Annotated in this window: 19 protein-coding genes, 3 tRNA genes and 1 pseudogene; 14 read left to right on the forward strand and 9 right to left on the reverse strand. The window is 60.3% G+C overall.

Annotated features, from left to right (window positions below; translation table 11 throughout):
• Positions 1-287 precede the first annotated feature (287 nt).
• Genes LXM94_RS23765 through LXM94_RS23780 form a run of 4 tightly spaced genes read left to right on the forward strand, consistent with a single transcriptional unit; the run spans position 288 to position 1,497 of the window.
• Positions 288-554 carry a hypothetical protein gene (locus LXM94_RS23765; protein WP_235774049.1) on the forward strand — a complete coding sequence of 89 codons (267 nt, stop codon included), beginning with the start codon at positions 288-290 and terminating at the stop codon, positions 552-554.
• Positions 555-596: 42 nt separating this feature from the next.
• The gene (locus LXM94_RS23770) at positions 597-878 is read left to right on the forward strand and encodes a methyltransferase-A70 family protein (protein WP_235774051.1); all 282 of its coding nucleotides are present in this window, start codon (positions 597-599) and stop codon (positions 876-878) included.
• Positions 875-1,288 (forward strand): hypothetical protein, encoded by a 414-nt coding sequence (locus LXM94_RS23775; RefSeq protein ID WP_235774053.1) that lies wholly within the window; start codon positions 875-877, stop codon positions 1,286-1,288. The genes LXM94_RS23770 and LXM94_RS23775 overlap by 4 nt, the downstream gene beginning before the upstream one ends.
• The gene (locus LXM94_RS23780) at positions 1,285-1,497 is read left to right on the forward strand and encodes a hypothetical protein (RefSeq protein WP_235774055.1); all 213 of its coding nucleotides are present in this window, start codon (positions 1,285-1,287) and stop codon (positions 1,495-1,497) included. The genes LXM94_RS23775 and LXM94_RS23780 overlap by 4 nt, the downstream gene beginning before the upstream one ends.
• Positions 1,498-1,689: 192 nt before the next feature.
• On the opposite strand, the gene LXM94_RS23785 is transcribed toward LXM94_RS23780, so the two are convergent.
• Positions 1,690-2,535 (reverse strand): DUF6161 domain-containing protein, encoded by an 846-nt coding sequence (locus tag LXM94_RS23785; RefSeq protein WP_235774057.1) that lies wholly within the window; start codon positions 2,533-2,535, stop codon positions 1,690-1,692.
• 182 nt (positions 2,536-2,717) lie between these two features.
• The gene (locus LXM94_RS23790; protein ID WP_235774059.1) at positions 2,718-2,936 is read right to left on the reverse strand and encodes a hypothetical protein; all 219 of its coding nucleotides are present in this window, start codon (positions 2,934-2,936) and stop codon (positions 2,718-2,720) included.
• A gap of 230 nt (positions 2,937-3,166) precedes the next feature.
• On the opposite strand from LXM94_RS23790, the pseudogene LXM94_RS23795 reads away from it, so the two are divergent.
• Positions 3,167-3,340 (forward strand): annotated as a pseudogene (locus LXM94_RS23795) (IS256 family transposase); the annotation flags it as partial.
• Positions 3,341-3,782: 442 nt separating this feature from the next.
• Entirely contained in the window at positions 3,783-4,838 is a 1,056-nt protein-coding gene (locus LXM94_RS23800; protein WP_235774061.1) for a type I restriction endonuclease, read from the forward strand.
• A gap of 265 nt (positions 4,839-5,103) precedes the next feature.
• Here the strand turns inward: LXM94_RS23800 and LXM94_RS23805 are convergent, their stop codons facing one another.
• The 6 genes from LXM94_RS23805 to LXM94_RS23830 form a co-directional block, all read right to left on the reverse strand.
• Complete coding sequence (locus LXM94_RS23805) at positions 5,104-5,859, reverse strand: hypothetical protein (protein WP_235774063.1); 756 nt, start codon at positions 5,857-5,859, stop codon at positions 5,104-5,106.
• A 116-nt stretch (positions 5,860-5,975) separates the two neighbouring features.
• On the reverse strand, positions 5,976-6,281 hold the full coding sequence (locus tag LXM94_RS23810) for a hypothetical protein (protein WP_235774065.1): 306 nt from the start codon (positions 6,279-6,281) through the stop codon (positions 5,976-5,978).
• A gap of 167 nt (positions 6,282-6,448) precedes the next feature.
• Positions 6,449-6,766, reverse strand: a complete 318-nt coding sequence (locus LXM94_RS23815; RefSeq protein ID WP_235774067.1) for a VpaChn25_0724 family phage protein — start codon at positions 6,764-6,766, stop codon at positions 6,449-6,451.
• Between the two features lie 134 nt (positions 6,767-6,900).
• A complete protein-coding gene (locus LXM94_RS23820) occupies positions 6,901-7,137 on the reverse strand; it encodes a hypothetical protein (protein WP_235774069.1) in 237 nt (78 codons plus the stop codon).
• 63 nt (positions 7,138-7,200) lie between these two features.
• Complete coding sequence (locus LXM94_RS23825; RefSeq protein ID WP_235774071.1) at positions 7,201-7,362, reverse strand: hypothetical protein; 162 nt, start codon at positions 7,360-7,362, stop codon at positions 7,201-7,203.
• A gap of 247 nt (positions 7,363-7,609) precedes the next feature.
• A complete protein-coding gene (locus LXM94_RS23830; protein ID WP_235774073.1) occupies positions 7,610-8,053 on the reverse strand; it encodes a hypothetical protein in 444 nt (147 codons plus the stop codon).
• 113 nt (positions 8,054-8,166) lie between these two features.
• Here LXM94_RS23830 and LXM94_RS23835 point away from each other — a divergent pair, with 113 nt between their 5' ends.
• Genes LXM94_RS23835 through LXM94_RS23855 form a run of 5 tightly spaced genes read left to right on the forward strand, consistent with a single transcriptional unit; the run spans position 8,167 to position 10,879 of the window.
• Positions 8,167-8,340, forward strand: coding sequence for a ribbon-helix-helix domain-containing protein (locus LXM94_RS23835; protein ID WP_235774075.1), 174 nt, complete (start codon positions 8,167-8,169; stop codon positions 8,338-8,340).
• Positions 8,324-9,016 carry a hypothetical protein gene (locus LXM94_RS23840; RefSeq protein ID WP_235774077.1) on the forward strand — a complete coding sequence of 231 codons (693 nt, stop codon included), beginning with the start codon at positions 8,324-8,326 and terminating at the stop codon, positions 9,014-9,016. The genes LXM94_RS23835 and LXM94_RS23840 overlap by 17 nt, the downstream gene beginning before the upstream one ends.
• Positions 9,006-9,470 carry a twin-arginine translocation signal domain-containing protein gene (locus LXM94_RS23845; RefSeq protein WP_235774079.1) on the forward strand — a complete coding sequence of 155 codons (465 nt, stop codon included), beginning with the start codon at positions 9,006-9,008 and terminating at the stop codon, positions 9,468-9,470. Before LXM94_RS23840 ends, LXM94_RS23845 begins: the two co-directional genes overlap by 11 nt.
• A gap of 3 nt (positions 9,471-9,473) precedes the next feature.
• The gene (locus tag LXM94_RS23850; RefSeq protein ID WP_235774081.1) at positions 9,474-9,731 is read left to right on the forward strand and encodes a DNA-binding protein; all 258 of its coding nucleotides are present in this window, start codon (positions 9,474-9,476) and stop codon (positions 9,729-9,731) included.
• A complete protein-coding gene (locus tag LXM94_RS23855) occupies positions 9,731-10,879 on the forward strand; it encodes a tyrosine-type recombinase/integrase (RefSeq protein ID WP_235774083.1) in 1,149 nt (382 codons plus the stop codon). The genes LXM94_RS23850 and LXM94_RS23855 overlap by 1 nt, the downstream gene beginning before the upstream one ends.
• Positions 10,880-10,900: 21 nt before the next feature.
• On the opposite strand, the gene LXM94_RS23860 is transcribed toward LXM94_RS23855, so the two are convergent.
• Positions 10,901-10,976, reverse strand: a tRNA-Val gene (locus LXM94_RS23860).
• Positions 10,977-11,358: 382 nt separating this feature from the next.
• On the opposite strand from LXM94_RS23860, the gene LXM94_RS23865 reads away from it, so the two are divergent.
• From LXM94_RS23865 to LXM94_RS23875, 3 genes are all read left to right on the forward strand, one after another.
• Positions 11,359-11,435, forward strand: a tRNA-Asp gene (locus LXM94_RS23865).
• Between the two features lie 49 nt (positions 11,436-11,484).
• Positions 11,485-11,561 (forward strand) — tRNA-Asp (locus LXM94_RS23870).
• Positions 11,562-11,678: 117 nt separating this feature from the next.
• Positions 11,679-12,566: a prohibitin family protein gene (locus LXM94_RS23875; protein ID WP_235774085.1), complete on the forward strand. Its 888-nt coding sequence runs from the start codon at positions 11,679-11,681 to the stop codon at positions 12,564-12,566.
• The last annotated feature ends 72 nt before the right edge of the window (positions 12,567-12,638 follow it).

Here is a 12,638-nt window from a genome sequence, read left to right on the forward strand (position 1 = left end):
CGCACACCTTCTTCTCCGCAATATGCATCGCCGCGACCGTCATCTTCTGGCTCTGATCAATGAGTCCTGAGCCTAGCAGCCCTCCACTTGATCGCCGAGCGCTTCGCCTCTGCGGGGCGATTTGGCTGATGTGCTTCGGCACGCTGGCTTTTTGCCGCGCCGTCAACGACAACACCGAGAGCGCGAAACTTCGCGGAATCGGAAGACCGTTTCCATCTAGAACGGTTTTCGTCCGACACCCGCTCCGTCAGAGCTCGGCTGGAAGATGTTCCGACCTGGAATGTTTTTTGGGTTCGCCAAGTTGGCGAAAGCTTTCCGGGCGCCAGGCGCTTCACGGCGGCGACGGCGGAGGACTGGACCGGCATATGGGCCGCGTGCGCGACGGGGACGCGCTCGACGCGGAACTTTGGGAGATCGACGAAAACCTCTGCCGCACCGACCTGACGCCTGTCGACCGGGCGCTCTTCGTCTTCCGGCGGAACAAAATCTACCTGCCGAGGCACCCGAAACTGCACATGGTGGCGATCGGGCAAGTCGCCAACTTGGCGACTTGAAATCGGAGACGCAGCGGCGCTTCACGGCGGCGACACGGGATATTGGAGCTTCGACAATCTGGAACTGCTCGTCATCGCACTCGCGGCGGCTTTCCGGCGCCGCTGCCCGGCACGCAGCCGGTCAAGTGCAAGTGCCGCGCATTTCCGGTGGGCGCCCATTCGAAGAAACCGGAGGCATTTGCCGGCTACATCGACCGGCTCTGGCCGCGCATGCGCAAGCTCAAGATGTATCAGCGGCGGCAAAGCTTGAGGCCCGGCGACGTCCGGCTGAACGGGATGTGGGATTTCTGGGGCAATGAAGCGGGGGAGGGCGAGGGACCATGAGCGGCACGATGTATTCCCTCTTCGATGCCCTGCCCGACGAGGACGATGCGCCGCCGGCGGCGCCGCCCCGGCGGTCGCGACCCGAGGATTTCCCGCTGCCCAACGTCGGGCCGATCGACGAACGGAACGACCGGATCACGGCGCGGGCCGTGTGGCTGCTCACCGCGCTCGAGGCCTGCCCGATCTGCGGCGCCGACCTGCAGACGACGGAGACGGCAGAGAACGGCGTCAGGCCGGAAAGCCATCTGCCGATCCTATGGCGCAACGACGTCGCTGCGGTGCGCTTCCGCTGCGGGCTGCTGCTCGGCGTGTGGAACTGCGGGGGTGCGGCGCACGGGTGCTGCCAGGCGGCCTCGAGCGCGGCGATGCTCGCGCTCTGGGACAATGCCAATGTGGAGGTTGCGGTATGAACGAACTGCGCGACGGCGCGCGGCAGATCGCGGACGCGACGGACGAGCGGGGACGGGCGGCGGCGCTGCTCGACTGCCCGCTCTCGATCCCAATGACCTGCGAATTCACGATCCGCAACCGGCTGATGGCGGCCGGCTTTCGCGCCGGGCTTGCCTATCTCGATTCGGAGCTGGCGGTGCTGCCGCACGGATGCGAGGAGGCGCCATGAGGGGGGACGACGACATCCGTTCCGATTGCTGACGGCCAACGAAACGGAGATCTGCCTGAAGCTGCGCCGGCGGCCGGCTCGACAGTACGACATGATGTTTTCTGTAGATGCGGAGGGGCGTGATAAAGCGGGCCGCTGCATTCGAGCGTCTAATCTATACGGGCCGTGCACGGTCGGGGATGTAAAATGATCTCATTCGGCCGGACCGCCCCGTTTCATGCCCGCATTTATCACTTCGGTGAAGTCAGGAGGCTCGACGCCATCCGTTCCGTGCCCAGGCGTCTGGCGGAACAGTGCCCAGAGTATCATTGGCCGGTCCCGCTCATCGGCGCGACCATTCTCGCTGAGAAGGAAATATGTATCGAGCATCGTCTGGCGTTGCCGTGCGTCATCCATCAGCAGCATAGACCGCATAAAATATCGCATCACGGCACGCAAAATCCAAAGGTAGACGAGCACAGGAACGGAGAAAACGATCAGTCGCCCGAATTGGTGCGTCAGCGCGAGTGCAATCGAATCATTGGCGGCGCCACTTTGTTGCTCGACCGCCGCCAAGCTGGTGATTATCGGCAGCCCGTACACCAGGGCCGTACCTATTGTGACACCGAGAAATAGAGCCAACAATCCACAGGCCATGACGAAGGCGCCCCGCGACTCCTCAAATCGCTTCTGCCAAGTGAGCCGCGCCCGATCAAGTTTCATCTCCTCGCGAATAGTGGTCTCGAAATTCTTCAATCGGTGGATCGCTGCGTCGAGATCGTCGGCAGTCGACGCTACATTTTGATTCAACTCGGCCGCTGCAGCGGACAAAGCATTAAGTTCTCCGCGGTGCCTTTCTCGGTCGGCCTCGAATTCTGCTCGGTAGTTTTCCAGCGCGCCCTGAACGCTGGCCATCTGTTCACTAAAGCTGTCTTGGAACGACGTCTTAATGGAGAACGCCAATTTGGAAGACGTATAAAGCGCCGATGCCGCATAAAGTTGAAAGCGCTCCTGTTCACTCATCTGATGTGCTGGGAAAGGAATGCTGAATTCATTCATCAACGCAGCCGCGGCAATATACGAAAGACTTCTTGCTTCCTTGCGCGAACGATCGCCAGAATCTGCCCGCTTTACAAGATTAAGCAATCGGTGAACAGTCGAATCATCAAGAATAGGCAGTTCACCAGATACTCGCAGCGGCTTCTTACCAACTATTTTTGGCGGGTTCTCGTGGGCGGTTTTTACACACTGGTCGAAGATATCTGTGCAGATTCCTGCGGCAGAAATAATTCCTCCGCCGCTGTTCCCAAAAAAGGGACCTCATTAAACGCTCTCGCGAGCGTCTGATAGAGGCCGGGCTGTTGCGCGATCAATGCTCTCGCAGCCCCCTCTTGACCCGATTGAAAATCGGCGTGCGTTGTTTTCAGCGTGTCTACCAACTCCCGTAACAATTCTTCCATGCCTATACTCCCTCGCGTAGTCGACCATTTATCCCAATCGCAACTTGCGCGCTAGCGAGCCAAAGTGCGAACGAATCGTGTGCTAAGATCCGCATCATCGCTGGGATATCGCGACTGCTGCCGACAACCGAACCATGATGTCCCGAGAGGTGGTGTAGCAGGAAGGCGGCCACCAGTGTTTTTCCGGTAGGGTCGGGTTGTTCACGACCAACCTGGTGGGAAGATCACCGATCATCGACGACGTTATGAACCTGCGCTCGCTCGTAGAGAGGAGCGCCGACGCCGATTTGCTGCGGGAGATGATCGGCTTTGCTGCCGAGAAGCTGATGGAGCTGGAGGCCGGCACGAAGACCGGCGCGGCCTATGGCAAGAAGAACGCATTCCGTGTTGTCCAGCGTAAGGGAGTGACCTTGTCAAGGCGATTTGGCCAACGCGTGTAGGGCGCATTACGACGAAGATCTGCTCAATGCACAGATCACTTACTGTCGAGCGACGTCCAGCGTCACGAGGAGTTTAGGCTCCTGCGCGATCAGCAGTTCGTCGAAAGATGAAAATGGCGCCGCGTCGTCGGAGAGGTGGTGCGTGGATGGGCAGCGGTACCTGCTTTTCAATCATACAGGGGCGGGTCGTGACGGATCCTAGTCTCAAAGGCGAGACCTGCGGGTGCTGTGCCTGCTCGGTCGCCACACGGAAAAGCACGGATAGTGCCGGCGAAGGCACGTAAGGATGGCATTGCCCGAACCGTGTATTCGGGATGCTGTCGGCCTTCGCGCGGCGCGCCCGAAATTGCAACTTGACGAGACGGTTAGCTTGATAAACTCTACTTGAAATAAGTGGGGGATATTAATGAGCACGATTGAGGAGAGCCTGCGAGCGATCGCAGAGCGTGTGAAATCGCATTCGAGCACGATGGCGACAGAGGAAGCGGTAAAGACGGCCGTGGTCCTGCCGTTCCTCCGGTCACTTGGCTACGACGTGTTCGACCCGACCGAGGTGGTCCCGGAGTTCACCGCTGACGCCGTGGGCAAAAAAGGCGAGAAGGTCGACTATGCCATTAAGATCGACGGCGAAATTCGCATCCTGATCGAGTGCAAGCCCATCTCGGTACAGCTTGAAAAGAGGCACCTCGACCAGCTTTTCCGCTACTTCACGGTCACCAACGCCAAGTTCGCCATTCTCACCAACGGCCGGACTTTCAACTTCTATACGGACCTCGAGGCGCCCAACAAGCTGGACACGCGCCCTTTCTTTGTCTTCGACGTCGCGGACTTCAACGCCGGGATCGTCGCCGAACTGCGGAAGTTCGAAAAGGGGACGTTTGACGTCCAGGCTATCCTCGCGACGGCCGAACGACTGAAATACACGTCGGGAGTGAAGCAGGAAATCGCCAAGCTCATCGAGGAACCGTCAGAGGAGTTCGTGCGCCTGGTGTCACGAAATGTCTATGAAGGGCAGATGCGGGCGCAAGTGAAGGAGATGTTCACGGGCGTCGTGCGCGCCGCCTTTCGCGACGTCATCATGGACGCGGTGAAAAGCCGCCTGTCGAGCGCGCTCGCCGACACGCAGGAGGTCATCGAGCGTATCGACGAACCGGCAGACGAGGAGCCGGAGGTCGTCACGACGGAGGAGGAACGCGAAGGGTACATGGTCGTCAAGGCGATCGTCCGCGATACAATCAGGCCGAAGCGCGTTGTGATGCGCGACGCGAAATCCTACTGCGCCATCCTGGTCGACAACAACAACCGGCGACCCCTGGCCCGGTTGTGGTTCAATCGATCGGTCAAATATATCGGCCTGTTCGACGGCGAGAACGAGGAACGCCTCATCATCGATTCCCTCGACCAGATATACGACCATAGCGAACGGCTGAGGGCGACAGCAAAGAGATATGCCGAGGAATGAAGGCCTTGCTTAAGTCATCCGTAAGCGGATCGATCAGCAGGGTCGCAGATCTGCTGGATTTCCAGCCGCGATAGTTCAGTTTGAGTAATGGCGGTTCACTTCATAAAATTCTGACTCCCCGGAAAATCTTCTAGAAAGGAACATTTTGCCGTTTCAGGTAGAAAAGGCTTCAAGTCGCCAACTTGGCGACTTGCCTCACTCGCCCGGATGAAGGCGATGGTCGGCGTGACAGCTCTTCGTTGCCGTAGGCGGGCTCAGCGGCTACTCACCCCTGCGCGATGGCGAGTGAGCAATGAACGCCGACATCCGGTTTGTCCATCAGCCCCTCGCAGATGATGACATGGGAGCGGTCATGGCTCATGATCGTGTGCATCCTAAGAAAGGTGGTCAAGGCGTCAAGCTGCTGATCGAGAACGGGGTGGTCATTCGCAACCGGCCGCTCGGCGGTGAGAAGTGATTTCAGGCTTCCCTTGTGCAGTCCGCGTCCGAGGTTTTCCCAAAGATCGATGAGAGCCTTACTACTCAGGAAGGACGCGAGCGCCTCCTGATCGGCGGTCAAGTGCCAGCCGGAATCCGTGACGTTCAGGTTCCACGGCACCGGATAAAAATCCGGATGGAGGCGGGCAAGCCGCTTCATGATCACGCCGGGCTGATAGGCCTTCATGATATCGTTCGCCGTCGATCCCGCGAGGCTCCGATGCACTGCGAGGCAGGCGAGCGCAATGCACTCGCAGCACAGGCGGAGCTGGAGGTCGCAGGTCTCCGTGACAATCTGGGGATGGAGATCGCGACCGTGATCGAGAATGGCGCGGATCGCAAATATCCTCGCCTTTACCTCGCTCATCAATGCCTGGTAGTTCCGGCGATCGGTTTGTAGGGAGGTCAAATCCGGATGCACTGGCAACTCCCTCATTAACGTCCCGACAAGCTGACCACTCGTGACGCGAGTCTGCCAAGAAACTCTTCGCGAGAGATCCGGTGCGCGGCGCGGGAATGGGCTGCCGGCGAGGTTCGTCGGCACCGGCCGATTGTTGGCGTCTATGGCGGTGCATGCGCGAGGGGCGGGAAATCATCACGCCATTGGCACCCTTGGCGCTATTCATCACGATGTCGCAGGCCATCGTCTCCGCATCCATGTCATGGAGTGTTGGAAACGCGCAGGTTGCCTTGAAAGTCTGTCGGATAGTCGAGCTTGCCACCCTTGACGTTAACGTCGAGAACGCTGAGGCCCATGGGATCGAGCCGATCGACAGTATCGACGGTCTCTACCGTCTCGATTGTGCCGACGCTGTCCAGGTCGCCGCCTGAGACCGAAACGGACATATCACCTCCCCGCACATAGACCATCTGGGGGATCCGGTTGAAGAAGCGCTCGTAAATCCGGTCTCCGGCAAGGACGACCAGGCAAACGGCGATGACGAGCTGCAGAGCTGAGTTCTTCATGGGCGTGATGTCCTCTGTTCACAGGATTCAAGCGGCTGCGGTCAGTCGCTGGAGCGGCTGGGTTTCGCGTGCCGCCCGACCATCAGAGCTTGTAGGTTTCCCTAGCCGAAAACCGTTTCCGTCTGAAACGGTTTTCGGGCGTTCGCCCACTGCTGCACCGGTGATCGTCAATCCGGGTAGAATGTTGCCACGCCCTCGATGCGATCCTTGCCGAGGCCGACACGTTCGCCCTTCTCCGTCAGTCGGGCGACGATGCAATCCTCTGCTTTATGGGTGACCAATAGGCCGCGTGCTTCCATGTCGTCGAGCAGTTTGCGGAGCGCCGGCCGCGCGCAATAGAGGCCGCAGATTTCCAGGCAGTCATGCAGGAGCCTGTCCGTTGCGCTCCGGTTGCAGGACGGGTTGACCATAATGCGCAATATCTGGAGCGCCCGATGCTCACCAAGAACCTTCGGCAGAAAGTCGAGTTCGTTGGTGTGCGTCATTTATTTTCGCCAGGTCGTGCGCACTTATTCGCCCGGATGAAGACGGTGATCGGTGCGGTCGCGCAGGTGCAGGAGGGCGAGGCCGGCGGCGATGCCGACGACGGGGATGAGCAGTGAGAGCCATGCATAGATGGTCATGGGTCCAATCCGTCCAGATGCCTCGATGCGTAATAATGTAGGACAAAGCCCAGCACAAAGCAAACCAGCGCCGACGCGGCCATGAAGAAGAAGGCATCGCCCTTCATGGCCGGATCGTAGGCCGCGCGCGTGATCGGCGTGAACACACCGATCAGCACGGCGCCGATCGCCAGCCCGTTGATGAAGTTGGCGCGCAGCTTGATCTTCTCTTTGGCGGAATCGGGCAGGCTCATGAACGATTTATTCCGGTGCGGCCGGAAAATGTCCAGAGCACCGCGCCCGTCGCTCGCCATCCTTTACCGGCGGCCATGTTTCTTCGCCCACACGTCCATCTCGCGATCGAGCGCGGCCTCTGCCGCGTCCTTCGTGGAAAGGGGGTAAAGATTGATGGTCGTCTCGCCGCGTTTGATCTCTACAAAGATACCTTCCGTGCGTACAATTTTCACCAGCTGGATCATATCGGAAGATGTCCGGCTGCGTCACAGCCCTATTATGACTTCGTTCGAACCTTCATCAACGGGCTCCTCACCCAGGCGTGGAGGGTCTCCGGTCGCGCAGGTGTCGGACAGGTGAGCTGTCGTTAATGTCGATGACGGGAAGCGGCAACGACAGCCATGCATAAATGGCCATAGGCCCAATCTGCCCAGATGCAGCGGGTCATTGCGGCTGCGCAAGGACTTCACAAAAATTCCAGAATTTGCGGATTTATTCCTTACTGTCATGGTATTTATCGTACAGAGATAGAATTTTTTCGGAATTTTTTAGGATATAATCAATATCACCTTCTGATTTTAAATAGTTATCAACTATGACTTGTGACGAAAGTATTGGAAGTAAATGAGTTGCAGCAACCAGAGCTTTTATGGCGTTGCTGACGATTACCTTTTGCGCAGTGGTCAGGCTCTTAATTTCGTTCGGATCGCTTCCAACTGCTAGTGCCGCGTCCACGGCGCTTGCGATCGATCTATGCCCCGCTAACAGCGTTTCGCGGCCTTCGTCGAAGGCCAAGCCAATCTGGCACAGCCGACGGATCGCCTCTCCCCGCGACCTAATCCGCTGCTGGAACGACCAATCGTCTATCTTCTTGACCTCGGATTCCGTCATCATGATCGGAATGCGTTGGTCCTTTAGTTCCCTATCGTCGCTCAACGGTTGCTCCCCATTTTTTGCTCAAGTTGCACAACTTTCATCTTGACGCAACAGCGATTAGTCTGGCATGGTCAACTTGTGCAACTTGCATAAGTTTGTGTCAGGAGGATTGAATGAAGGGCCTGCAAAAGACTGAAAGAGTGCCAATCATGTTTGACCCTAGCCTGCTACAGAAACTGGATGATTACAGCTTTCAAAACCGAATTCGCACGCGCGCTGAAGCTGTGCGGCGTCTCGTAGCGAAGGGAATTGAGCAGGAAGAAACGAAAAATGCCGACGCAGCTTAGCACCCCGCGTCGGCATTTTGTGCACTCAAAGGATATCGAAATGCAGAACCTGCATACTCTGAAAAATGCGTCCGGTGCAAGCCCACCGGACTGCGACCCCATCCTCGATGCAATCGCACGCCTGCAGGCCGGTAGCGCTGCATTCATGCGCATTCCGGAGGCCGACTGGCCTGCGCACGGCGGTGAAGAGGCCGTGGTGGAGGCGACCTATGGCCCGCCGCATGACGCGCTTCTTGAATGGCGTGAACCGATTCGCAGCCGGGCGGGTGCCGCAGCGGCGTTGCGAACAATGATGGAGGATCACGTCTCGCCGACGGGTGGCGAGGGCCCCTCGAGCCTCGACGAGGCACTGTTGCCGCTCGTGCTGGCATTCCTCGAGGCGGAGGACGGGTCCATGCAAGCCGGCGCTGCCAAACGACGTGGCTCGCCCGCCCGAGGGGAGACAGAGCTTCTTGCGGCCGCCGCGCCGGCCGTTTCGGCGTCGCGGCTCATCAATGCGGTCGAGATGGTGACGACGTTGCTCCGGCTTCTGCACATGTCGCTGCGCGCGGACGAATGGCACGACGACCACGAGCGGAAGGCCATGGGCGACGTTGCGCAGCGGTGCATCGAACTCCTCGAGCTCGGCCGCAAGGCCGGGACAATGTCGCAAGAGGGCACCGACGATGCCCGCTGATTTTTCCCGCCGCGACCTGATCAAAACCCTTGCCGCCGCCGGTTCCGCCGCAACTGTGCCGGCCGTGGCGGGCGCTGCGCCGGATCGCTACCTCTTCGATCCGGCGCAGCCATCCGATGAAGAGCAGTTCGAGGCGTGCATCGTGCAACTGAAGGGCCTTCTTGCGCGCATGCATCCCGACTGCGACCCGCCGACGCTCGCCGACACCCGCACCCGGCGCGGCTCACGCCGCATCTGCATCAGCGCATTGCGGCCGAGCGTCGCCTTCACCGGGGACGGACTTTACGACGTGGAGCTCGACGGCGGGTTCGTTCACCTTTGCGACGTGCGGCAGGAGTGGAGCGACATGGACCGTCGGAGCTACCTCCACGTCGCGCTTCTGCACGACGGCCACCCCACGGGCTTGCGAGAGATAGTCAAGGAGTCCCAACTGGTCCGCAAGGTGGAGGGGTAGGGGATGGCAGGTTCCACACTTCGCGAAGCATCGCTCCCTCGCTTCGCGCTTCGGCGCGGCGAAGCTGCGGCGGCGCTGGGGATTTCCCCGGGACTCTTCGACATATGGGTCAAGGATGGCCTTATGCCTAAGGGCAAGAAGGTGCGCGGTGTCGTGTTATGGGATACCGAGGGCCTGCGCGCCCGCTGGCAAGCCATAGCGGATGAGGACGCGATGGCTGAGGAGGACGGGGAAAACCCCTTCGACGCCACGGTGGTCTGATGAAGCCCGTTCTCCGCTATCTCGTTTTCGATCCCGACCCGCGCGGGAACGAGCGCTACTACGTGCGCATGAAGGGTCGGCGCAAGATCCGAATTCGCGAACCGTTTCGCGATGCGGATGGCGCCATAACGGACGAATTTATGGCGGCCTACAGGGCCGCCATCGCCGCTCTGAAAGGCGAAACCGCTGCCGCCGCAAAGCCGAACCTACCGCGCGAGGAGACCTTTGAATGGCTGTTCGATCGCTACTATCGGTCGGCGACGTTCAAGGGCTTCGACAAGGCGACGCAAAAGGACAAGGCGAGCGTGCTCGATCGCTTCGCCGCGACAGCCGGCCATCTCCCGTACAGGAAGTTCCGGCATGAGGACATGGTGAAAAGCCAACTGAAGCGCGCGGCGACGCCCGGTGCGGCCGACAAGCTCGTTAAGGTGCTTCGCGCGCTTTTCAACTGGGCCATGATGCAAAAACCAGCGCTGGCGGCGTTCAACCCGGCGGTGGGTGTCGAGGCGATCAACCGAAGGAAAGGGGGCTTCCACACCTGGACGCCCGCCGAGATCGACAGTTTCCGGGCGCATTGGTCGATGGGCTCTACGCCACGCCTTGCCATGGAGCTCATGATCGCGATCGGAGCGCGCCGTTCCGACGCCGCGCAGATCGGCCCGAAGGATGAGTTCATTCGGGACGGCCAACGGTGGGTGCGCTTCACGGCCTACAAGGGCCGAAACCGGTTCCCCGTTGAAATGGAGGCGCGGTTAACTCCGGAGCTCATGGAGGCGATCGAGAAGACGCCGATCGGGCATCATTCCTACGTCATCAGTTCCAGAAGCGCGGCCTACACCATCGAGAGCTTCGGCAATGCCTTCTCGCGCTGGTGCAAAGAAGCTGGGCTTGAGAAGTGCTCTGCGCATGGTCTGCGCAAGGCGGCCTCCGTCGCCTATGCCGAGAGCGGTGGAACGGCGCCGGAACTGATGGCCTTGTTCGGATGGTCCAACCTGAAGACTGCGCAAATCTACATAGAGCAGGCCGAAAAACGAAAGATGCGCGCGAACGCTTTCGAGCGCCGTGCCGAGTACAAAAAACGCCAAAGTGTCCCACTTTCCCTACCGAAAAGCGCGGATGAGACCGAGAAGGAAAAAAACGATGAATAATCAGCAGCAGAAAAAGGAAAATGGTGGGCGATGACGGACTCGAACCGCCGACATCCTCGGTGTAAACGAGGCGCTCTACCAACTGAGCTAATCGCCCGGCCGCGTTGGTGGCCGTGATCTATGCGGATATGTTTCGCTCCGCAAGAGCCTTTGTGATGATTTCGCGAAAATTTTTGCACGAGCGACGGGGAGGGGGCCGGCGTGCGCGCCGGGGGCCTCTGTGCCTGTCGTCCCTCCGCGACCGGCCGATCGCGGCACGACGCACGCCCTTGCCGGGTGCCCGACGGCGATGGTGCGGCGGTCCGTTCCGGGCGGCCGGCACGGTGAAATCCGGAGCGCCCGCCGACATTTCACAGCCCGTCATTGTTTTGTCTTCAAAGCTGCTTGACACCCATAGGCGAACCCCTTAGTTAGCCGCTCATCGAACGGCCCAGCCGCTTCGACAGGACGCTTCGTCGTCCGCATGCTTGAGACAAAGTGCGGGTGTAGCTCAGTCGGTTAGAGTGCCGGCCTGTCACGCCGGAGGTCGCGGGTTCGAGCCCCGTCACTCGCGCCACTCAGGTTTGCGGAACGGATGTGCCGCGGCTTCGTGAAGCCGTCCATGCGCGGGTGTAGCTCAGTCGGTTAGAGTGCCGGCCTGTCACGCCGGAGGTCGCGGGTTCGAGCCCCGTCACTCGCGCCATTTCGCTCCGGACCCCATTCTCGTCATGCATCTTCGGCGGGCAGATTAAACGGCTGCCGCCATCCGTCTGGCTGATGTGCGGACGTCGCTGCACCCCTCCCGGAGGACTTCATGATCATGCGCTACGTCTCGACCACCCTCGTCATCGTCGCGGCCCTGGCCGGCCTCAGCGTCTTCTTCGGCTCGTGGTATACGATCGACCAGGGTGAACGCGGCGTGATCCTGCGTTACGGCGCGTTGTCGGGCGTCGCCGAGCCCGGGCTCGGCTTCAAGCTGCCGCTGATCGATTCGGTGGTGCGCGTCTCGGTGCAGTCGAAATCCGTCGTCTATGACAAGATGGAGGCCTACAGCCGCGACCAGCAGCCGGCCGACATCAAGCTCTCCGTCAACTACCGCATCCCGGCCGACCGCGTGCAGGATGTCTACGCCAATTACGGCGGCGAGGACGGGCTGCTCGCCCGCCTCATCGAGCGCAAGGTCTTCGAGGAGACGAAGACCGTCTTCGGCCGGTTCAATGCGGTCACGGCCATCCAGGAGCGCGGCCGGCTGAATGCCGAGGTCGCGGCTGCCATCCAGGAGGGCGTCTCGGGGCCGGTGCTCATCGACGGCGTGCAGATCGAGAACATCGATTTTTCCGAATCCTACGAGGCGAGCATCGAACAGCGCATGCTGGCCGAGGTGGAGGTGCAGCGGCTGCGCCAGAACGCGGAACGCGAGAAGGTGCAGGCCGAGATCACGGTGACGCAGGCCAATGCCCAGGCCGACGCGCGCCGCGCCGACGCGCAGGCGCAGGCCGATGCGGTGCGGCTTGCCGCCCAGGCCGAGGCCGAAGCGATCCGCCTGCGCGGCGATGCGGAGGCGGAGGCGATCAAGGCGCGGGGCGACGCGCTGAAGGACAATCCGGGCCTCGTGTCGCTGACCCAGGCCGAGAAGTGGGACGGCCAGCTGCCGCGCACGATGCTGCCGGGCGGCGCCGTGCCGATGCTCAACCTCAACGCCAACTAGGCTCAGGACCTATTAATTTCGTTTGAGATGTGATTCCCGGTTTCCGACAGGAGGCCGTGATGGATGATTTGT

It is taken from the genome of Rhizobium alarense (assembly GCF_021555155.1).
In the GTDB taxonomy this organism is placed as follows: Bacteria; Pseudomonadota; Alphaproteobacteria; order Rhizobiales; family Rhizobiaceae; genus Rhizobium_D; species Rhizobium_D alarense.